Origin of the sequence: Metallosphaera sp. D4-4 (genome assembly GCF_046245145.1) — an archaeon.
Classification (GTDB): Archaea; Thermoproteota; Thermoprotei_A; order Sulfolobales; family Sulfolobaceae; genus Metallosphaera; species Metallosphaera sedula.
In genome coordinates, this window is the sequence record NZ_CP176412.1 from 514,844 (window position 1) to 535,053 (window position 20,210).

The window sequence follows — 20,210 nt, forward strand, 5'->3', positions numbered from 1 at the left end:
TTGGTTACTCAAATTTTGAAAGAAGAGGGTATCCTTCCGCTATCGAGAGTAAGGAAAGAAATGGTAGAATTGGCTGGAGGAAAGGGAGCTAATCTCGGGGAGCTCCTTAGCCAGGGGATCCGCGTACCCCCTGGCTTCGTTATTACCTCAAAAGCTTACTCGTACTTCTTGGATTATAATGGTTTAAGGGATAAGATTGTTTCAATTTTGAAGGAAGAAGACTCGTCTGAAAAGGCGAGCGAGAGGATAAAACACCTGATTCTCACCTCTCAAGTTCCCCATGACCTGGAGGAAATGATATACGATTCCTTTGACGAACTTTCTAGGGCTGTGGGTAAGGAGATACTTGTAGCTGTCAGGTCATCAGCCACTGCAGAGGATATAGAGAGCGCAAGCTTCGCTGGCCAGCAGGACACCTACCTTAATGTTAAGAGGGCAAACCTAATCAATATGGTCAAGGCAGTTTGGGCTAGTCTCTATAACGAGAGGGCCATAGAGTACAGGAAGAGTAAGGGCATTGATTCCTCCAAGGTAGAGATGGCTGTAGTTGTACAGAAAATGGTGAACTCCAGGTCCTCCGGGGTCATGTTTACGCTTAATCCTTCAAACGGTGATAGGAATTTCATTGTAATAGAGTCGTCTTGGGGACTAGGTGAGGCAGTGGTTGGAGGTAAGGTCACGCCTGATGAGGTTATTATCTCCAAACACGATCTCAAGATCCTGGACAAGAGGATAGCCAAGAAAAATATGAAAATCGTATATAACCAGGGCAATAACGTTGAGGTTCCGCTTAACGGTGAGGAGAGCGAGAGCCCAAGTATCTCCGATGAGGAGGCCTTGGAATTAGCTAAACTGGCCCTAAAAATTGAGAGTCATTACGGGATGCCCATGGATATTGAATGGGCAATAGATGCTGACCTGAAGTTCCCCGACAACGTTTTCATAGTGCAGGCTAGGCCTGAAACCTTCTGGGCTTCTAAGGAAAAGGAGAAGGTAAAGACCACAAGCGCGACCCAACCCACCGAGAGAAAGATCCTCGTTAAGGGTCTGGCAGCCAGTCCAGGTATAGCTAGCGGAAAGGCCAGGGTTCTTATGGATGTAAAGGAATCCAAGGATTTCCAGAAGGGAGAGATCCTTGTGACCAGAATGACCGACCCTGACTGGGTTCCAGTGATGAAGATTGCTTCCGCAATAGTTACGGATGAAGGCGGGATCACTAGTCATGCAGCAATAGTTTCTAGGGAGCTTGGGATACCGGCCATTGTAGGGGCCAAGGACGCTACGAAGGTTCTAGAGACTGGCCAAGAGATCACCGTAGATGCCACAAGGGGAGTCGTGTATGAGGGCAGGATAATTGCAGAGGAACCAAAACAGGAGCACCAGGGTACCTCAATTTCCGGATTGTCTAGGGATGTACTCCTAAGCCTCTTCCCAGTCACTGGTACTAAGATATACATGAATTTGGGCCAACCGGACGTGATTGAGAAATATCTGGACCTTCCCTTCGATGGAATTGGACTCATGAGGATAGAGTTCATCGTAAGCGAATGGATAAAGCATCATCCTCTCTACCTCATCAAAATAGGTAAACCTGAGGAGTTTGTGAATAAGCTCGCTGATGGAATTGCTAGGGTCGCTTCCGCAATATATCCTAGACCGGTGGTGGTGAGATTCTCCGATTTCAAGACCAACGAGTATAGGGGACTGATAGGAGGAGAGGAGTTTGAACCCGAGGAGAGAAACCCAATGATAGGATGGAGGGGAGTCTCGCGTTACGTGAGCCAGCAGTACGAACCAGCCTTTAGACTAGAGGTTAGGGCAATTAGAAAGGCTAGGGAGGAGATGGGTCTTAAGAACGTCTGGGTTATGTTCCCCTTTGTCAGAACCACGTGGGAGTTGAACAAGGCAATAGGGATAATGGAGGATGAGGGTCTCAGGAGGACTGCCGACTTCAAGGTCTGGATAATGGCAGAGGTTCCCTCAGTTATAACCATGGCCGATGAGTTCTCCAAGATGATAGATGGGTTCAGCATAGGTAGTAACGACTTAGCTCAGCTGACTCTAGGTGTGGACAGGGACTCAGAAATCCTAGGAAGAATGGGTTACTATGACGAAAGGGATCCAGCAGTATTGAGATCGATGAAAAGATTGATCAGAATAGCCCACAAGTATGGAAGGACAGTTTCCATATGCGGGCAGGCTCCTAGCGTATACCCAGAGGTAACCGAGTTCCTGGTGAAGGAGGGAATAGATAGCGTAAGTATAAACCCAGACACCGTTATATACACAAGGAGACTGGTGGCCAGCATAGAGCAGAAGCTTCTTCTAAGAAGGAGGTAAACCTGCACATTTTTTGCATATCCTTCTGGAACCGTTGGAATAGGCAACACATTCCTCGCAGATCAAGCTTCCGCAGGACTCGCAGTAACCTATGGAAAGGTTTTTCTTGCAGAGTTCACACATGGACATTTCGCAAATGGAGCATATCCCTTCCTTGAAATGAAGATCACATACTGACCTACCGCAGATACTGCACGTGTTTCTAGCTTCTCTTTCCTCGCAGATTTCACATTTCAATGAACTTCTTAAACCAAAGATAGGCCTCCTCATCATCCTTAGCCTGCTTAGGTGGATGTTTGAAGTAGAATGCAGACACCTCGTTCAGGGGACCTCCTATTCCCCTGTCCTTAGCTAACTTTACTGCCCTTATTACATCTACCAGTACTGAGGCACAGTTAGCCTTATCGTCAACCTCTAGTGTTGCCTCCACCTTCACTGGCCTTCCAGCGAACCCAGACCCGTTAACGTAGATGTATGCCACCTTAGTGTTTCCCAGGAATGGAACGTAATCACTGGGCCCTATCCTTATCCTTCCTTGGATCTCTATTTCCTGTTCATTTTCAAGGGTACTCGTTACGGCCTTGGTCTTGCTGATCCTCTTGGAGTGAAGCCTCTCTTCAGTTTTCATGTTGAGGAAATCCGTGTTCCCTCCTACGTTTAGCTGATAAGTCTCCTCTACCTTAACCCCCCTTAATCTGAATAGCGAGGTGATGGCCCTATGAAATATGGTTGCGCCAACTTGTCCCTTCACGTCGTCACCAGCAATGGGTAATCCAAGCTCTCTGAACCTCCTTGGGAATTCACCTGTGGGGTCGCTCGCTATGAAGACGGGGATAGCGTTAACAAACCCTATTCTGGCCTCAAGTGATGCCCTCGCATATGCCCTCGAGGCCATCTCGCTACCCACTGGCAACATGTTGACGAGCAGATCTGCTCCACTACTTTTGAGTTTGTCCACAACGGACTCAATCTTCCCCTCGCTTGAGGGATTAAACACGTTCATCATGTGTGGGGCAACGCCATCCAATACAGGACCTGGAGAGACCTCAACTCCCAGCTTGTCCATCTCAACTATTCTAGGAGTTATGTTAGGCTTCTCAAATATCGCCTCAGCCACATCCTTTCCTATCTTGTTGACTGAGACATCAAAGGCAGCTACCACCTTAATGTCAGTTACCTTGTAACCGCCTATGATGGGTGTAATCAATCCATCAAAGTAATTCTCGCCCATTTTCCTGTAGTACTCTATTCCTTGCACAAGCATGGATGCACAATTTCCAAGGCCAGCGATTGCTATCTTGATCATTGGCTTTTTAGGTTTGTTAGGCAGTTAAAAATATAGTGATGAAAGGGATTTAGCCGAGTAGTGAGGAAGTGGAGCGACTCTGAGGTGATATAGTGGGCTTAGCAAGGCTTCACGCAATAGTCGAAGGAGAAGTGCAAGGGGTAGGCTTCAGGAGGTATGTGCAAATTCACGCAGTTAGGCTTGGGCTAAAGGGCTATGCAAAGAACCTGCCAGACGGAACAGTTGAGGTTGTGGCCGAGGGTTATGAGGAATCCATTCAGCAATTTCTAAACTATTTGTGGAAAGGACCACCTCTAGCTCTTGTAACTAAGGTGACGCATAAACTCGAGAGTTATAAGGGTGAGTTTACTTCCTTCGACACGTATTAGCCGGAAATCCTATACATTTAAAAAGGACAAAATTATTTAATACGCGGTGTTCTTGTTGCACCAATGGCAAATAGTGAGGAAATAATACCAAGCTATTGGTATAACATAATACCCGATTTACCCAAACCTTTACCTCCTCCTAGGGATCCCCCAGATGCGGAGTTCTCTAGGATTGACCTTTTGAGAAAGATAATGCCTAGTGAGGTTCTAAGACAGCAGTTTACAGTGGAGAGGTTTGTTCCAATTCCTAAAGAAGTAAGGGAGGCTTACATCAATATAGGCAGACCTACGCCTTTAGTCAGAGCTAGAAGGCTTGAGGAATTCCTGAACACTCCGGCTAAAATATATTTCAAGTATGAAGGGGCAACTCCCACTGGTTCCCATAAGATAAACACAGCCCTGCCGCAGGCTTACTTTTCCATGAAGGAGGGAGTGGACCACCTGGTCACTGAGACTGGGGCTGGCCAGTGGGGAACAGCTGTAGCTCTATCCGCGAGAATGTATGGACTAAATTCCACTATTTTCATGGTAAAGGTGAGTTATGAACAGAAACCGCAAAGGAGAACCATCATGCAATTGTATGGTGCACGAGTTTTCGCCAGCCCAACCTCACATACTGAGTACGGCAAGAAGGTTCTAAACGAGAACCCGAATCATCCAGGCTCCCTTGGAATAGCAATGAGCGAGGCAATAGAGTACGCTCTCTCCAACGGCTATAAGTATCTCGTCGGGAGCGTGTTAGATGTTGTGGTGTTGCATCAAAGCGTAATAGGGCTTGAGGCTATGAAGCAGTTGCAGGAACTAGACGAGGAACCAGACGTGTTAGTGGGCTGTGTGGGAGGAGGGAGTAACTTTGGAGGCTTTACCTTCCCGTTCATCGGGTCCAAGAAGGGATCGAAGTACATTGCAGTTGGATCTTACGAGATACCAAAGTTCAGTAAGGGGGCCTATAACTACGATTTCCCAGACAGTGCTGGGCTGTTACCCCTTGTCAAGATGATTACCCTAGGAAGGGATTACGTACCTCCACCAATATATTCGGGCGGGCTCAGATATCATGGGGCTGCGCCCTCCCTAAGCATGCTAATCAAGGAAGGGATAGTGAATTGGAGGGAGTACAATGAGAAGGAGATATTCGAAGCAGCTCAAATATTCCTTCAAACCCAAGGAATAGTTCCAGCACCAGAATCCTCTCATGCAATTAGGGCAGTGATAGAGGAGGCACGCGAGGCCAAGATCAAGAACGAGAAAAAGGTGATCGTATTCAACCTGAGTGGTCATGGATTACTGGATCTACCCAACTACGAGTCTATGATGAAGAGGATTGGTCAAGATTGAAGATGTTGGTATCCTATGCAACGTTGGGTTACCCCAACAAGGAGGATTATCTGAGACTAGTGAAGGGACTAGTGGAAGCGGGATCAGATATCCTTGAAATTGGTCTCCTTCCCAAATACGCTAAATATGACGGACCCGTAATAAGGAGGAGTTATAAACAGGTTTCTACGTGGTTGACCGATTTCTGGTCACTTCTTGAGGAAACCAGGAGAGCAGTGGATGTTCCTCTAGTGATTCTAACCTACCTAGAAGACTGGGTGACATCTCTTCCCGACACTCTCGCCAGAATGAAAGATGTGGGAATTAACGGCGTGCTATTTCCAGATCTTCTCATAGACTTCGTTGACGAGTACGAAAAATACGTTAATGAGATAAAGAGCCATGGACTGAATGCAGTAATTTTTACCTCTCCCTCAGTTCCCGATCCCCTGATACACAAGGTATCCAAGATCTCAGATATGTTTCTCTACTACGGCGTTAGACCCACCACTGGAGTTCCCCTACCCGTCAGTGTAGATTCCCTCATAACTAGGGTGAGGACCCTGGTTAACAACAAGTTGGTGGTGGGATTCGGCCTTTCTGACATAGAGGACATGAAGAAGGCCCTTAGGGCTGGGGCAGATGGAGTAGCCATAGGCACGGTTTACATCGAGGAGATAGAGAGGAATGGAGTGGAATCCGCGATTTCATTAGCGAGGAAGTTCAGGGGGATATTGGATGGATCCTAAGGAGGTCCTCAAGAGATTAACTGAAGGCGTATCCTTGTCCCAAGAGGAGGCAAAGAAGTTAGCCGATTTAATCATGGAGGGATCAATACCAGAACCCTTAGTTGCTGGTATCTTAGTTGCACTAAAGATGAAAGGAGAGACCCCAGACGAGATAATAGGATTTGCCAATTCCATGAGGCAACATGCGCTAAAACTGGACTTGAGGAACACCCTCGACACGGCTGGCACGGGAGGAGACGGTATAGGAACAATTAACGTTAGCACGGCCACTGCTCTGGCCGTTAGCTCTGTCTTTCCTGTGGCGAAACATGGTAATAGGGCTGCAAGTAGTAGAAGCGGAAGCGCGGACTTCCTTGAATCCCTTGGGTACAATATCCAAGTTCCTCCAGAGAAGGCCAAGGATCTACTTTCGCGGGACAATTTCGTGTTTCTCTTTGCTCAGCTATATCATCCTTCCATGAAGAACGTTGCACCTGTAAGGAAGGTTCTAGGAGTCAGGACTATCTTCAATCTCCTGGGCCCTCTCACCAACCCAGCAGGATCCGAGAGGCAGGTCATGGGAGTATACTCTCTGCCTTTCATGAGAAAGCTAGCTGAAGCAGCACTTAAGCTAGGTTACGTCAAGCTTGTACTTGTTCACGGGGAGCCTGGACTGGATGAGGTCAGCCCTCAAGGGAAGACATATATCACAGAGGTAACGGGGAGTAAGGTTGAGGAATATACCTATGATTTCTCTGAAATTATAGGTCAACCAGTTCCTGTTTCCAGATTGACGACCACAGATCCTCTCGACTCCGTGAGAAGAGTTCTGATGGCGTCCATGGGGAGGGATGAAGCCGTAGAGAAGTTCATCAGAATAAACGTGAGCGTCGCACTTTACACTGCGGGACTTGTTTCTGATTTTAAGGATGGATTTGAATTATCAGAGGAACTTGTAAGAAAGTTGCCAGATCGAATTGAGACTTTGGTAAGGGACAATGGAGATCCTAGTAAGATCAAGGCCATAAAGGGATCCCTATGACCAAAGTAAAGATTTGCGGAATAGCTACACTGGATGATGCTGTGGACATATCTAGGCTAGGAGTTGATATGCTTGGTTTCCTAGAGGACCCAGTTAGCCCTAGGTACGTTAAGCCCGATTTCTTGAGGATTGTGAGAGACAATGTTTCTGTCCCCCTTGTTTCGGTTAACGTTTTACGTCCGCTTCTCGTTGCCCTTAAGAACCCATACGCCGATATAGTTCAGATACATAGGGTCTTGAAGGAGGAAGAACTGGAACTACTTAGATCGTACTTTAGGAAGTTCATTCTCTATGTACCTTCGTCGGAGAGATACTTGGATTACCTAAGGAGGGTCCTAGATATCACCAACATGGTTCTGCTAGACTTGGAGAGGAAGGGAGATAGACCTAACTTTGGATTCTTAGCACAGGTTCTAAGGGACTACCCAGGACTAGGCGTTGGAGGAGGTATCTCCCCTGATAACGTTCACGATTTCCTGAAACTTGAGCCTGGTTGGTTGGACATATCCCGGGGAGTTGAGGACTATCCGGGGAAGAAGAACTTGGGTAAGGTAAGAAAGATTTTGGAGGCGATTAGATGAAGACCTACCCTATCACGGCATTTGCTCAGCCCTATGAGGTTTATCAGTGCATTGAGAGAGATCAGGAGATTGCTGCTCTCATGGAGAGTGTAGAGGGCTCTCAAAACACCGCCAGATATAGCGTAATTGCCTGGGGGGTTAAGAGGAAGGTACAGGTGAACAGGGGAGATGACCTGGAGGAATCGATACTGAACGCTCTAAGAGGTGTAGAGGAGGGCGAGCTTAGGTTTTCAGGTGGTCTTCTAGGTTACATATCGTACGACGCGGTGAGAAGATGGGAAACAGTTAGGGACTTGAAGCCTGCAATAGAGGATTGGCCAGACGCCGAGTTCTTCCTTCCAGAGAACGTTTTGGTCTTCGATCATGCACTGGGAAAGGTGTTTGTGGAGGGAGATATACCATCAATAGCTGGATGTTTTGAACAGGGGGAATTCAAGGTGACTCCCCATGACGAGTCGATGACTAAACAAGAGTATGAGTCAGGGGTTAACTCGATACTAGAATACATCAAGTCAGGATACGCATTTCAGGTTGTCCTCTCCAGGTTCTATAGATACGCTGTCCAGGGTGACCCAATGAGACTTTACAGAAACTTGCGAAAGATTAATCCATCTCCCTACATGTTTTACATTAAATTTGGGGAGAGGAAACTCATTGGATCCAGTCCGGAGCTTCTATTCTCAGTTCAAAGGGGGATCGCTGAAACTTTCCCGATCGCGGGCACTAGACCTAGGGGAAAGACCAGTGAAGAGGATTTTGAACTGGAACAGGAACTTCTATCCTCTGAGAAGGAGATGGCCGAGCACCTAATGCTTGTGGATTTGGCCAGAAACGACATAGGAAAGTCCTGTGTACCAGGAACTGTGAAGGTCCCAGAATTCGCCTACGTCGAGAAGTACAGCCACGTACAACACATTGTTAGTAGAGTGGTGGGAACCCTGAGGAAGGATGCAAATTCCTTGGATGTTCTAAAGTCTATGTTCCCTGCCGGTACAGTCAGCGGTGCTCCAAAGCCCATGGCAATGAACATAATAGAGTTGCTAGAGCCTTACAAGAGGGGCCCCTATGCTGGTGCAGTGGGTTTCATCTCAAGGAATTCAGCGGAGTTTGCAATCACCATCAGAACCGCAATGATTAACAGGGATATTCTTCGCATCCAGGCTGGAGCTGGGATAGTCTACGATTCAGTTCCTGAGCAGGAGTACTATGAAACTGAGCATAAAATGAGAGCCCTTAAGGTGGCACTTGGGGTGAGCTAATGGACATAACCCTGATAATAGACAATTACGACAGTTTCGTTTACAACATTGCGCAGAGCATAGGCGAACTTGGAAGTTATCCTCTAGTGGTTAGAAACGACGAGATATCTGTGAAAGGCGTGGAGAGATTAAGGCCTGATAGAATAGTGATATCGCCAGGGCCAGGATCCCCAGAGAAAGCTGAAGATGTAGGGATAGTTCCTGAGGTTATAAGGATCCTGGGAAAGAGAATCCCAATCCTGGGTGTCTGCTTAGGGCATCAGGCCATAGGCTATACGTTCGGTGCTAAAATTAGGAGGGCAAGGGTAATATATCACGGGAAACTGAGTACAGTGGTTAGGACTGGCGATAGTCCCCTATACACCGGCTTACCGACAGAGTTCAAGGCAACCAGGTATCACAGCCTAGTTGTGGACAATGTGAGCTCTCCTCTTATGGTGGACTCCGTTTCCAAGGAGGACGGAGAGATAATGGGTCTACATCACGCAGAGTACAGGATTTACGGGGTTCAGTTTCATCCTGAGAGCGTGGGAACTACGCTCGGACAAAAAATATTTTACAACTTCCTCAACAGAATCTGATAATGCCGAGATATCTTGAAGGATGGATCAAGGATGTGGTTGAAAATGCTAAGAGGAGGCCTTACGTTTCCAGGAGCAGAGAGAAACCGGTTCTACAGATAATTCCAAGAATAAGGGCAGTAAAGGGCGCGGGGCTAAATCCTGTCATTGCTGAGTATAAGAGGAAATCGCCCTCAGGATTTTCCGAGGACAGGGATCCCATATCCTATGCGAAGTCAATGGAGCAAGGAGGCGCTGTTGCGATCAGCGTGATTACCGAGAACACCGTGTTCGGAGGCTCTTACGAGTATCTGGAGAGGATAGCGAGGAACGTCAAGATTCCGTTACTCATGAAGGATTTCGTAGTCAGTGAGAACCAAGTGGATACTGCATATGACCTTGGAGCCGATTTTGTTCTACTAATTGTCAGAATTCTCACGGAAAGGGAACTCTCGGGCCTTCTAGAATACGTGAGATCTTACGGGATGGAGGCCTTAGTCGAGGTTCATGATAGGGAGGACTTAGATATAGCTTTAAGGTCTGGCGCAAGCCTCATAGGTGTTAACTCAAGGGATCTCTTCTCTCTCACAATTCAGAAGGAGATGGCCATGAAGCTACTGGAACAGATACCTTCCACAGTTACCAAGGTGGCCGAGAGTGGGATAGAGTCCGCCGAAGAGATCAGGCTCTTGAGGGAGAAGGGAGCGGACGCCTTTCTCATAGGATCCAGTCTAATGCGCAATCCAGATAAGATTAAAGAGTTTGTTCAAGGGTAATAAAAGGGGAAAAATGGAAAATTTCGCTGGTTCGCTTTCAAGATTAACTGGAGAGTCAACCCTCCTTTATCAGGAAATAGCCAGAAACGTGGAGAGGACCAAGGGAATAAATACCATCAACTTCGGCATAGGCCAACCTGATCTACCAACTCCTCAGAGAATAAGGGAAGAGGCTAAACTGGCACTGGATAAGGGTTTCACCGCATACACCCCAGCACTGGGGTTAGACGAGTTAAGATCCAAGATAGCGGAATTTCTTACCCAGAGATACGGGGATCAAATAAGGAAGGAAGAGGTAGCTGTTACGCCTGGGGCTAAGACTGCACTCTTCCTGGCATTTCTTATGTATGTTAACCCTGGCGATGAGGTAATCCTATTCGATCCTTCCTTCTACTCCTATGGAGAAGTGGTTAACCTTCTAGGGGGGAAACCAGTTTATGTCCCTCTCAGCTTTAACGAGAACTCGGGTTTCAGTGTCGACATGGATGAGTTAGTTTCCAAGATCACTCCCAGGACCAAGATGATAGTTTACAATAACCCTCATAACCCGACTGGAATGAACTTCAACGATAAACTTGCGAGGGAACTAGTTGAGATAGCTAGGGAGAAGAGGTTAATCCTTCTTTCAGACGAAATTTACGACTACTTCGTCTATGACGGCGGTTTCAGGAGCGTGCTTCAGGAAGCTTGGAGAGATAACGTGATTTACATAAACGGGTTCAGCAAGACCTTCAGCATGACAGGTTGGAGACTGGGATATATTGTTGCCAAAAGGGAGGTCATTAACAAGGTTGGCATATTAGCGTCCAATATATACACATGTCCCACTAGCTTTGCCCAAAGGGGTGCATTAGCCTCCTTTGATACCTTCGACGAGGTGAGACGCATGATAGACCTGTTCAAGAGAAGGAGAGACGTTATGTTCTCGGAGCTTAAGACCCTCAAGGGAATTAGGGTTTACAAGTCGTCTGGGGCATTCTACATGTTTCCAGACGTTAGCGAAATCCTGAAGACGACTGGAATGGATTCAAAGGCCTTAGCGGTGAAAATAATTGAGGAGGGGGGTGTGGTAACTATCCCAGGTGAGGTGTTTCCAGAAAAGGTTGGGAGAAACTTCCTGAGATTGAGCTTTGCCCTAGATGAGGAGAAAATTAAAGAGGGCGTGTCAAGGATGAAAATGGCACTGGAGAAACTCACAGGTTGATGAAAAAGTTACGGGTGATCGATGATCAAAACTCCCATGGTCTGAATTAGGTGGGAGATATCTTCACGTCGAGTTGGTCCGCCTCACGGTAGGCGATCTCAGTTATTTTCAGCGTTTTCTTCAGGTCGTCTTCGACCTTCATTACATCCTCTAGGAACTGCTTAGGTCCCTGTAGTTCCACCCTTATTTGGGAGTTCATGGACATTCTCATTTTTACCTTGTTGGTTCTCACCAGCGAGTTGAACTTCTTGACAGAGTCCCCCATTCTCACAACTTCCTCCGCTATCTTGATATCTTCAGTTGACGGTAAGGTCTCCAGAAGGACGCTCTGCTTCTCACCGAAGATAAGGGAATAGATTTCCTCTGTTATGTGGGGGGCAATTGGGTGTAGTAAGATAATTAGATCCTTGAGTATTCTCCCCAAGGTATAGGTGGCAGATCTATCATCGCTGAACAATCTATGCTTGATAAGCTCAAGGTATTCATCTGCTATGGTCTCCCAGAAGTACTCATAAAGCATGGAAAGGATCACGAAGAAGTCCTGGTTCTCATAGGCCTGGATAGCCTTCTCCACAAATTCCTTGTGTTTAGCCAGTATCCATTGGTCAATTGGATGCAACACCTCAGGTTTCTCCAATTTCCTACCGTGTATGAACGGATATGCTAGCCTGCTCGCGTTCCATAACTTCTGAAGGAGTAGTTTCTTCCCCTTGACCGTATCCCACTTGAAGGGGAAATCGTCGCCTATTGAGGCGTCCAGCAGGGTCATCCTAATCGCATCAGCTCCAAACTCATCTATTCTGTCCATTGGAGATACGCTGTTACCCTTACTCTTGCTCATCCTCGTCCCATCTGGACCTAGAACCTGTCCGTGAACTATTACTCTCTTGAATGGCACATTCCCTGCCAACATCAGGGTTCTAAAGAAGGTATAGAATAGCCAGGTTCTAATTATGTCAGTACCCTGAAGTCTCACATCAGCCGGAAAGGTCTTGCTAAACCTCAACTTATTCTCATAGAACCCAGAGAGGTATAGCACAGTCACACTTGAGTCTACCCACACATCAGCCACATGAGTAAGTGGTTTTAGGGGAAGTCCGCAATGCGGGCACTTTTCCACAGGCGGGTTACTCTTGGTGGGATCCACAGGTAAAGACGATATGTCGGCCGGAACTAGGTGAAGGTTATCGCAATACCAGAAGGGTAAGGGGGTCCCGTAAAGCCTTTGTCTGCTTATGTTCCAGTCCCACTCAATGTTATTTATCCACTCCTCAAGTTTGCTTGCCATTCTCTGTGGCTTAAAGTTCATTTTCTTATACTCCTCAAGGAGTTTTCCTTTGTAGGGAACAACATCTATGTACACCTGCTCCTTCACCAGGAACTCTATTGGCGAGAGGCAGTCGCTTCTCTCAGTGTGAGAAAGCACGTTGTGTTTTATGCTTTCAATTTTCCTAACGTATCCCCGCTCTTTTAATAGTTCGACGATCTTCTTCTTAGCCTCTTCTACTTTCAATCCATCCAGGAAACCAGTTCCCTTTATTCTACCTCTCTCATCCACGAGTTCCGTGACGGGAAGATTATACTTTAGTTGCCACCTTATGTCCTGGGGGTCACCGTAGGTGCTTATCATCACTGCCCCGGTTCCGAAGTCCTTTTCCACGTCTGGATCAGCTATTATCTGAACTTCCTTTCCAAAGAGCGGAAGAATTGCCTTCTTTCCCACGAGGTGCTTGTAACGTTCATCCTGAGGATTTACTGCAACGGCCTGAGTGGCCCCTAGAAGTTCTGGACGTGTAGTGGCAATAACTATCTCCCCACCTTCTTTCAGAGGGAAGCCAATGTACACAAGGATACCCTGCTTCTCTAGGTATCCAACCTCGCTCTGTGCCACAGCAGTCTCACATTTGGGACACCAATACACTGGTCCTTGTTTCATCCTTATCATGCCCTTTTGATGCATCTCAATGAGGCTTCTCTGTATGACCCTCCTGTAATTGGGGTGATATGTTCTATACTCAAACTGCTCCCAGTTGGGCCTATATCCCAGTCTAATCATGGCAGACTTCATTTTTCCTATCATGTCCTCGGTCCATTCCACGCACTTCTTTAGGAAGAGGTCCCTGTTCTCCTTGGGTATCCCGAGCTTATACTGAACCTTGAGCTCAGTTGGTAATCCTTGGGTATCCCACCCCTGAGGGAATAGAACGTTATAACCCTGAAGCTTCTTGAACCTCGCCATTGCGTCAGCTATGGTAACCCAATAGGCGTGGCCCATGTGCAGTTCTCCGCTGGTAAATGGCGGAGGGGTATCAATGAAGAAGACTGGTTTTTCAGAGTTCTCATCAAACTTGAAGATCTTTTCCCAGTACTCCTGGGTCAACCAGAGCTTCTGCCACTTTGGTTCAATATCCTTGGGATTATAATGCTTGGGCCATTCCTCCATTCTCTTTAAAATCTCATCCTGGGACAACAATAACGGATCACCGCTAACTAGAATATAAAAACGAGCTTACAAAGAACCTTTTATACTTTTCGACAATGTATAGTTGATGTTAAGGGTTGCCGTAATAGGTGGAGGAGTTGGTGGGTCTCTGATAGGTTCCCTCCTTCATGATGCCGGTCACGACGTTACCCTTTTCGACATTAAGGACAAGTACTTCAAACCTTGCGGTGATATAGTTCCCAATGTTTACAGACCTCCGTTCCCTTGGAGGGTTGAATATGAGATTAAGGACTTTGCGTTCTACCTCGATGGGGAAAGGGTTTATGACGTGAGTTATAGGAGTCCCAAGTGGTTGACGATTAACAAGAGCGAATGGATTAACTCCATGAGAGCTAAGTTAAGACAGGTGGTGGGGAATGAAAAACCCAAGCTTGATAACTACGACGTAGTCCTGGATTCCAGAGGCCCCTATCCCATGGATAGGGAAGTGGTCTACACAACCAGGGTAATAATGAAGGTAGAAAATTTCAACCCTGAGGCCATCCTAGAGTTTAACACAAGACTGACGGGGTTCTATTGGATATTTCCGGCTGGAGAGGGTTTACTGAACGTTGGAGCTGGCTTCCTTGAGGACAAGAATTCAAGGAAACTCCTCTTGGAGTACTTAAGGGAAAGGTTCACCAAGTATGAGATCCTCGATATTAGAGGCGCCCCCATCTCCATAGGTAAGGTTGCCAAGAAAGAGGGCAGAATTGGGGAGGCCAGGGGGCTGGTCTTTCCCCTAAGCGGGGAAGGGATAAGGCCCTCGGCTATCTCTGCTGAGATAGCCTTCGGCGCACTGAATAAGGGAAAGCCTTTGGAGCAGGAATTGAGGAAGGGACTGTCCACAATCGAGTCCAGAATATCCATTCAATCCCTGTTGCTTAACTGGTACAGAAGCTCCAATATCTCCATGAGGAGAACCATGTTGAGGCACTTCCTCAAGAGTGAAATCTTAATAGATGCATTCCTCGAGGATAAACTAGATTTTCAGGGGATCAAGGAATCTATGGAGTTGATTAAAAGTGGTGGAATTAGTACTTGAGCAATCTAAGAGTAAGTCAGGAAAACATGCTGTAAGATCCTTGTTATTCAAATGGGATAATGAGCCAAAACAGGTTAATCCTAAGGGAACTAAGATATCCCCACTTTACAGGGACGGCGAGGCAGTGTTAGTTAACCTCAAGGAGAAGGGAATATTCATCTATGCAAGGTTCGTCAGGAACCTCAGGGGAAGAGTCAAGGGCAAGTTAGTGGTGATCAAGGATGGTGCGGTGTCCCTCGAGATGAATTATAGAAAACTTAAGCTAAAGAGAGTATCAGGCGACGCCAATCTTTACCCCTATGTTAAGGCAGTGATGGATTCACTCAAAATACCCATAAAGAGATCTAACCTAAAGTGAGGGGAAAGATTTGTTCGAAGTTCTTTTAGGAGTTCAGACTGACCCTCAGCGTATAAGGGACATCTTCAAGGATATGGTTAATGTTCTCGAGGGCATTTGCTCTCCTGTGAGGATTGGAGCGTCTTTCCTGTGTTCCCCTTCACCTTCATCCTTGATTACGGTTTATCTTGCTGAGCAGGAAATGAGACCCATGTATTTGGCATTTAGAATAAAATCCAAGGATTCGCAGGATATCGTCAATTTCTCAGAGAAGATTAACCTCAAACTCAAGGATTACGGGGTACATCCAACTCTCATTAATTCTGATTCCACTTCCCTATGAATCTCCTCCGCTGAAGGACTCGAGGAGTTCAACTCAACAACTGCGTTACATATAAACGCTACCCCGTTCACGGGACAAATCACTACCTTTCTAACTGTGCCATACTTGGTTTCGATAGAAGTATCTAAATATTCAAGTTCCTTTATTCTTCTATTGCAAGGTATGGAGAGGTCTAGAAAAACCAGCCTTTTGTCCCCATCCGTAATGAATGAAACCTTAAAATGATTCACGTAAAAATTCTCTATCATACTGCAGGTACCAGTTCAGTGTTGCAGTATGGGCATCTTCCCTTTAACCCTCTCTTATCGGCTTCACAGAAATATGCCCTATATTTTTTCTCGCACTTAGGGCATTTGTATACCACGTCTATACCAAGCCTCAAAGTTCTGTCGCATATGGAACAGTAAACCTCAAACCATCCAAGATGACCATAAGCGTTAGTTCCCTTTAACCTCAAGCTCATTTTTATCGTGAATGTATGAAATCTCTCCTGGTATAAAAGTTTCCGGGTGTGGTATACAAAGACTCATGAAGGAGAAATAGAGTCTTCACATTCGTATCCCTTATTAGTAGTGGGCACAAGTCCTTATTGGAAGTTCACGAGTCTCACGTGCCGATCAGAAAAGTCTGAAGAAGTGTTGATCCTATTTCTAATCACGTGGGCTCAAGATCTTCAAGCCTTAACACCTGCTGGCCTTCACGCGTCAAGACCCTTATTACGTTCAGATTTTACTTTATTGAGATGTCCCGAAGGTCTTACCAACTAGTTACATGAGAAGTTTAATTACACACATTTGCTGTTGTTATTTTGAGTCAGTTTGGATGCTACTATAATTTACTATGATCCAGTGACTGTGCCAGTCTTTCCTGATGTCTCCCTTATAGGGATTAAGTATGAGCGAGAGGAGAAGAGGTCAGTTAATTCTGTTGAGGAAATGGAGCAACTAGCTGTAGAGGGAAAAGTAGTATTGGTGAGAGCAAAGGGTACAATAGTCCTTAACATAGGTCTTAAGGTTACTTACCCTTTCAATGAGATAGTAAATGTGAAACGGGTTGGTGTTCCGCGCGAGTTTACCAATGATGGAGTAAAGGTAGAGTATAAGGAGGTCCTTGAACCCTATGGATATGTAGGCGTGAACATCAATTTCTCACCATCACTTCCGTTTATAATTGTGGAAACGGAGCAAGGTGGCAGAATAATCTCGCTCTCCTCTATACAGGACACCAAACCCGAAGTACCGAGAGAATCTAAAACCCCAGAGAAGAAGAGAAAGAAACGTGCTAAGAAAAGTCGTAAGAGACGCAAGGTTAAGAGCAAGGGTTCTAGAAAGAGTAGAGGAGTTTAGACTAAATAAAAGGGCAAGCGAAAGGGTTTGGTTTAGGGAACTGGTGCTCTGTATACTCACCGCCAATTCTAGTTTCATCGGCGCTTTCACAGCGCTTCAGTACTTGGGGGATCTCATACTATATGGGTCTATAGAGGAGATCTCCAGTGCTCTGAAAAATGCGGGCTATAGGTTTCCAAACCTTAAGGCGAGGTATATCGTCGAGAGCAGATCTTACTACGGTAAACTTAGGGAGATTGGGCGAGTAGCTGACAGAGATCAGATTGAGGCAAGGGAAATGTTACTTGAAATTAAAGGACTTGGAATGAAGGAAGCGAGTCACTTTCTCAGGAACATGGGTTATCTGGACTTGGCGATAATTGACAGGCACATCCTGCGCTTTTTCTCTGACTACCTAGAGGATCAGAAGATCTCCTCGAAATCCAAGTACTTGGAACTGGAATCTGTGTTCAGGAGTATCGCGTCTGCCCTGGACCTTCCAGTGGGCGTCCTGGACCTATACGTCTGGTATCTCAAAACGGGTAAGCTAGCTAAGTAGACTGCTCATTTACTCTAGTTAGAAAAAAGTATATAAACTAGTGAATATCGATTAAAGTGACTAAACATGAATGGTGAATTAGTTACTGCGAGAGGTCAACGTGATTTTAACCAAGTTTATGTTTCTGGATACTTCTATTTCTCTATTTCTCTTTCATCTATTTCATCATCACTCTCATCCTGTTAAATAAATTCTTTACAAGGTGAACCAGAATGGCAGACAACTTTATGGATGTTTCTCTAAATAAAGAAAATCTAGCCATATTAATAACAGATCCTATAGACGAGTATATGATCAGGACGCTGAAGACTAAAGGGCTAAAGATTAACTATCAACCTGACATAGAAAGGGAGGAGCTACTTAAGGTAGTCGAGAACTACGACGTACTTGTAGTAAGGAGCAGAACTAAGGTTGACAAGGAGGTCATAGAGAGGGGAAAGAGGCTAAAGGTTATAGCGAGGGCAGGAATCGGAGTGGATAACATCGACACGGAGGAGGCGGAAAAGAGAAAAATTAGGGTAGTATACGCTCCAGGAGCTTCCACCGATTCTGCAGCAGAGTTAACCATAGGTCTCATGCTAGCTGGAGCTCGCAACATGTTTACGTCTATGACCTTAGCGAAATCTGGAATCTACAAGAAGACTGAAGGCGTGGAGTTGAGCGGAAAAACAATTGGAATAATTGGATTCGGAAGAATAGGGTATAAGGTTGGGCTGATCGCAAGGGCAATGGGAATGAATGTTTTGGCATACGACGTAGTCGATGTTTCCAAAAGAGCTGCGGAGATAGGGGCAAGAGCAGTTTCCCTTGACGAATTGGTTACCCAATCTGACGTGATTAGTATTCATGTGACTGTGGGGAAGGACGCCAAACCAATACTAACCTCCAGAGAGTTCGAAATGATGAAAAAGGGTGTTATAATAGTTAACACGAGCAGGGCAGTCGCTGTTGACGGAAAGGCCCTCCTCCATTACATAAAGGAGGGGAAGGTAATGTCCTACGCTACAGATGTATTCTGGCACGAACCCCCGAAGGAAGAGTGGGAATTGGAGTTACTTAGGCATGAGAGAGTTACTGTTACCACCCATATAGGAGCCCAGACCAAGGAGGCCCAATACAGGGTAGCTGTTATGACCACGGAAAACCTACTGAAGACTCTTCAGGAGCTCGGTGTTAAACTTTGATGTTAATTCCAGGTCCAGTAAACGTTCCTAGAAGTGTAGCCCAGAACTCCACGGTTATAGTTAATCATAGATCCGAGAAGTTCAGGGGAGTAGTAGCCCAGCTTGAGCAATTGTTGAAGGGCGCATTTTTCTCCTCTAGGGTTGCCTTGCTCTCGGGATCGGGAACTCTCGCTGTGGAGTCGATGGTGTTCTCCCTTCTAAAGAGGGGAGAGAAAGTTATTGTGTTAACCTATGGAGAGTTCAGCGAGAGGTTATTGGACTCAGTGGTGAAAAGGGGAGCCTCCCCAGTTGTGTATAGGAAACCCTTTGGGGAAATATTTTCGGAAGATGAGATCAAGGAGATCCTTGACACCAATAAGGACGCTACGGCCATTGCCTTTGTTCATAATGAGACTAGCACTGGAATGGCCTTCAGGAACTTAAGGAGAGTTGTGGGATTAGCTAAGGATAGGGGGCTAAAGGTTCTCGTGGACTCCGTTTCTGGTTTCGGCGCATACGAGATAAGGGTGAACGACTGGAACATAGACGCAGTTGCAACGGGTAGCCAGAAGGCGCTAGCCTCTGTACCAGGGATGGGTTTAGTGGGTTTATCAGAGGAGGGTATCCGTAACTTGCAGGATGATGCGCCGAATTATCTCAATCTAAAGCTTCACCTTAAGTTTCAGGACAGGAGAGAGACGCCATTCACTCCAGCAGTAGGCGTGTTCTTTTCTACGCTAAGAGCTACGGAGCTTCTACATCAAGAAGGTGTTGAAAGGAGATGGAAGAGACATGAGGCCTGCGCTAGGTTCGTAAGGAGCATAACAAGCAAGGCAGGTTTCTCGTTGCTTGGAAATGAGAGTAACTTTTCCAACACTGTAGTAGCTGGAAGTCCCCCAATTTCTCCCAAATCCATGATAGACGAACTTGCGAAAAGGGGAATAGAGATCTCTGGGGGTATGGGTGAGCTAAAGGATAAGATTGTAAGGATAGGGACTTTAGGCATGATAGACGACAGGGCTGTGCTTAGGCTAAAATACGCACTGTCTGATATACTTAAGCTGGACTTGAACGAGGTTCCCACATCGGATTGTAAGCTTCCAGAGGTTATAGCCCAGGAAATCGATTGGGATAACTAATTTTTTATTTATTTAAAACAGGTGTTCCGTATGAGTCAAGACGAAGGCAAAGGAATTAATCCTTTGACAGAGGTTTATGTGGAGAGCTGGAGAAATAGGCTCACTTCTTACGAGAGGGCTAGAATAATAAGCGCTAGGGCACTTCAGTTAGCCATGGGCGCTTCACCTCTTATTGATGTTTCCTCGACAGGACTAGAGGGGGCAAGTTCCATTAGAATAGCCGAGGAAGAGTTTAGATCTAACCTCCTACCCATAAGTGTAAGGAGGAGGTTCCCCAATGGGAAAGTTGAGCTTATATCTGTAATGAAGATTATCTCAAAAAAGTCCTAGGCCTTT

General features: G+C 46.1%; 21 protein-coding genes. 18 read left to right on the forward strand and 3 right to left on the reverse strand.

Translation table 11 applies throughout. The features are described from left to right. Window positions 1–2,340, forward strand: coding sequence for a pyruvate, water dikinase (gene ppsA, locus ACI49J_RS02915; RefSeq protein WP_275691942.1), 2,340 nt, complete (start codon window positions 1–3; stop codon window positions 2,338–2,340). 226 nt (window positions 2,341–2,566) lie between these two features. Here the strand turns inward: ppsA and ACI49J_RS02920 are convergent, their stop codons facing one another. Next, the gene (locus tag ACI49J_RS02920) at window positions 2,567–3,646 is read right to left on the reverse strand and encodes an inositol-3-phosphate synthase (protein WP_240254515.1); all 1,080 of its coding nucleotides are present in this window, start codon (window positions 3,644–3,646) and stop codon (window positions 2,567–2,569) included. Window positions 3,647–3,738: 92 nt separating this feature from the next. Here ACI49J_RS02920 and ACI49J_RS02925 point away from each other — a divergent pair, with 92 nt between their 5' ends. The 9 genes from ACI49J_RS02925 to ACI49J_RS02965 all read left to right on the forward strand — a co-directional run bounded on the left by ACI49J_RS02925 (window position 3,739) and on the right by ACI49J_RS02965 (window position 11,481). Continuing rightward, entirely contained in the window at window positions 3,739–4,014 is a 276-nt protein-coding gene (locus ACI49J_RS02925; protein WP_012021634.1) for an acylphosphatase, read from the forward strand. A gap of 63 nt (window positions 4,015–4,077) precedes the next feature. Continuing rightward, on the forward strand, window positions 4,078–5,352 hold the full coding sequence (locus ACI49J_RS02930; RefSeq protein ID WP_240254513.1) for a TrpB-like pyridoxal phosphate-dependent enzyme: 1,275 nt from the start codon (window positions 4,078–4,080) through the stop codon (window positions 5,350–5,352). 2 nt (window positions 5,353–5,354) lie between these two features. Further along, complete coding sequence (gene trpA / locus ACI49J_RS02935) at window positions 5,355–6,080, forward strand: tryptophan synthase subunit alpha (RefSeq protein WP_240254647.1); 726 nt, start codon at window positions 5,355–5,357, stop codon at window positions 6,078–6,080. Continuing rightward, window positions 6,070–7,101 carry an anthranilate phosphoribosyltransferase gene (trpD, locus tag ACI49J_RS02940; protein ID WP_240254512.1) on the forward strand — a complete coding sequence of 344 codons (1,032 nt, stop codon included), beginning with the start codon at window positions 6,070–6,072 and terminating at the stop codon, window positions 7,099–7,101. Before trpA ends, trpD begins: the two co-directional genes overlap by 11 nt. Continuing rightward, entirely contained in the window at window positions 7,098–7,682 is a 585-nt protein-coding gene (locus tag ACI49J_RS02945) for a phosphoribosylanthranilate isomerase (protein ID WP_240254511.1), read from the forward strand. The genes trpD and ACI49J_RS02945 overlap by 4 nt, the downstream gene beginning before the upstream one ends. Beyond that, entirely contained in the window at window positions 7,679–8,941 is a 1,263-nt protein-coding gene (locus ACI49J_RS02950; protein WP_012021629.1) for an anthranilate synthase component I, read from the forward strand. The genes ACI49J_RS02945 and ACI49J_RS02950 overlap by 4 nt, the downstream gene beginning before the upstream one ends. Continuing rightward, window positions 8,941–9,522 (forward strand): aminodeoxychorismate/anthranilate synthase component II, encoded by a 582-nt coding sequence (locus ACI49J_RS02955; protein WP_240254510.1) that lies wholly within the window; start codon window positions 8,941–8,943, stop codon window positions 9,520–9,522. The genes ACI49J_RS02950 and ACI49J_RS02955 overlap by 1 nt, the downstream gene beginning before the upstream one ends. Before the next feature lie 2 nt (window positions 9,523–9,524). Continuing rightward, window positions 9,525–10,277, forward strand: coding sequence for an indole-3-glycerol phosphate synthase TrpC (trpC, locus tag ACI49J_RS02960; RefSeq protein WP_012021627.1), 753 nt, complete (start codon window positions 9,525–9,527; stop codon window positions 10,275–10,277). 13 nt (window positions 10,278–10,290) lie between these two features. After that, complete coding sequence (locus ACI49J_RS02965) at window positions 10,291–11,481, forward strand: pyridoxal phosphate-dependent aminotransferase (protein WP_240254509.1); 1,191 nt, start codon at window positions 10,291–10,293, stop codon at window positions 11,479–11,481. A 46-nt stretch (window positions 11,482–11,527) separates the two neighbouring features. On the opposite strand, the gene ACI49J_RS02970 is transcribed toward ACI49J_RS02965, so the two are convergent. Next, on the reverse strand, window positions 11,528–13,924 hold the full coding sequence (locus tag ACI49J_RS02970; protein ID WP_318552119.1) for a valine--tRNA ligase: 2,397 nt from the start codon (window positions 13,922–13,924) through the stop codon (window positions 11,528–11,530). Window positions 13,925–14,030: 106 nt separating this feature from the next. Here ACI49J_RS02970 and ACI49J_RS02975 point away from each other — a divergent pair, with 106 nt between their 5' ends. Genes ACI49J_RS02975 through ACI49J_RS02985 form a run of 3 tightly spaced genes read left to right on the forward strand, consistent with a single transcriptional unit; the run spans window position 14,031 to window position 15,688 of the window. Further along, window positions 14,031–15,008 carry an NAD(P)/FAD-dependent oxidoreductase gene (locus ACI49J_RS02975; protein ID WP_240254508.1) on the forward strand — a complete coding sequence of 326 codons (978 nt, stop codon included), beginning with the start codon at window positions 14,031–14,033 and terminating at the stop codon, window positions 15,006–15,008. Then, window positions 14,989–15,366 (forward strand): hypothetical protein, encoded by a 378-nt coding sequence (locus tag ACI49J_RS02980; RefSeq protein ID WP_012021623.1) that lies wholly within the window; start codon window positions 14,989–14,991, stop codon window positions 15,364–15,366. The genes ACI49J_RS02975 and ACI49J_RS02980 overlap by 20 nt, the downstream gene beginning before the upstream one ends. Before the next feature lie 10 nt (window positions 15,367–15,376). Continuing rightward, a complete protein-coding gene (locus ACI49J_RS02985; protein WP_012021622.1) occupies window positions 15,377–15,688 on the forward strand; it encodes a hypothetical protein in 312 nt (103 codons plus the stop codon). 244 nt (window positions 15,689–15,932) lie between these two features. Here ACI49J_RS02985 and ACI49J_RS02990 read toward each other — a convergent pair whose 3' ends face one another. Further along, window positions 15,933–16,151 carry a hypothetical protein gene (locus ACI49J_RS02990; protein WP_012021620.1) on the reverse strand — a complete coding sequence of 73 codons (219 nt, stop codon included), beginning with the start codon at window positions 16,149–16,151 and terminating at the stop codon, window positions 15,933–15,935. Between the two features lie 355 nt (window positions 16,152–16,506). Between ACI49J_RS02990 and ACI49J_RS02995 the strand changes: the two genes are divergently transcribed. The 5 genes from ACI49J_RS02995 (at window position 16,507) to ACI49J_RS03015 (ending at window position 20,204) form a co-directional block, all read left to right on the forward strand. Beyond that, window positions 16,507–17,034: a hypothetical protein gene (locus ACI49J_RS02995; RefSeq protein ID WP_240254507.1), complete on the forward strand. Its 528-nt coding sequence runs from the start codon at window positions 16,507–16,509 to the stop codon at window positions 17,032–17,034. After that, window positions 16,967–17,572, forward strand: coding sequence for an N-glycosylase/DNA lyase (locus tag ACI49J_RS03000; protein WP_240254505.1), 606 nt, complete (start codon window positions 16,967–16,969; stop codon window positions 17,570–17,572). Before ACI49J_RS02995 ends, ACI49J_RS03000 begins: the two co-directional genes overlap by 68 nt. 212 nt (window positions 17,573–17,784) lie before the next feature. Beyond that, the gene (locus tag ACI49J_RS03005) at window positions 17,785–18,756 is read left to right on the forward strand and encodes an NAD(P)-dependent oxidoreductase (RefSeq protein WP_240254503.1); all 972 of its coding nucleotides are present in this window, start codon (window positions 17,785–17,787) and stop codon (window positions 18,754–18,756) included. Continuing rightward, entirely contained in the window at window positions 18,753–19,874 is a 1,122-nt protein-coding gene (locus ACI49J_RS03010; RefSeq protein ID WP_240254501.1) for an alanine--glyoxylate aminotransferase family protein, read from the forward strand. Before ACI49J_RS03005 ends, ACI49J_RS03010 begins: the two co-directional genes overlap by 4 nt. Window positions 19,875–19,904: 30 nt before the next feature. Further along, window positions 19,905–20,204, forward strand: coding sequence for a DNA-directed RNA polymerase subunit K (locus ACI49J_RS03015; RefSeq protein ID WP_240254499.1), 300 nt, complete (start codon window positions 19,905–19,907; stop codon window positions 20,202–20,204). Window positions 20,205–20,210: the final 6 nt, after the last annotated feature.

Coding starts and splice junctions, on each gene's coding strand:
- ACI49J_RS03005 (WP_240254503.1), top strand. CDS start 17,785: ATGGCAGACAACTTTATGGATGTTTCTCTAAATAAAGAAAATCTAGCC.
- ACI49J_RS02930 (WP_240254513.1), top strand. CDS start 4,078: ATGGCAAATAGTGAGGAAATAATACCAAGCTATTGGTATAACATAATA.
- ACI49J_RS02920 (WP_240254515.1), bottom strand. CDS start 3,646: ATGATCAAGATAGCAATCGCTGGCCTTGGAAATTGTGCATCCATGCTT.
- ACI49J_RS02950 (WP_012021629.1), top strand. CDS start 7,679: ATGAAGACCTACCCTATCACGGCATTTGCTCAGCCCTATGAGGTTTAT.
- trpA (WP_240254647.1), top strand. CDS start 5,355: ATGTTGGTATCCTATGCAACGTTGGGTTACCCCAACAAGGAGGATTAT.
- trpD (WP_240254512.1), top strand. CDS start 6,070: ATGGATCCTAAGGAGGTCCTCAAGAGATTAACTGAAGGCGTATCCTTG.
- ACI49J_RS02955 (WP_240254510.1), top strand. CDS start 8,941: ATGGACATAACCCTGATAATAGACAATTACGACAGTTTCGTTTACAAC.
- trpC (WP_012021627.1), top strand. CDS start 9,525: ATGCCGAGATATCTTGAAGGATGGATCAAGGATGTGGTTGAAAATGCT.
- ACI49J_RS02945 (WP_240254511.1), top strand. CDS start 7,098: ATGACCAAAGTAAAGATTTGCGGAATAGCTACACTGGATGATGCTGTG.
- ACI49J_RS03015 (WP_240254499.1), top strand. CDS start 19,905: ATGAGTCAAGACGAAGGCAAAGGAATTAATCCTTTGACAGAGGTTTAT.
- ACI49J_RS02975 (WP_240254508.1), top strand. CDS start 14,031: ATGTTAAGGGTTGCCGTAATAGGTGGAGGAGTTGGTGGGTCTCTGATA.
- ACI49J_RS02965 (WP_240254509.1), top strand. CDS start 10,291: ATGGAAAATTTCGCTGGTTCGCTTTCAAGATTAACTGGAGAGTCAACC.
- ACI49J_RS02970 (WP_318552119.1), bottom strand. CDS start 13,924: ATGGAGGAATGGCCCAAGCATTATAATCCCAAGGATATTGAACCAAAG.
- ACI49J_RS02990 (WP_012021620.1), bottom strand. CDS start 16,151: ATGAGCTTGAGGTTAAAGGGAACTAACGCTTATGGTCATCTTGGATGG.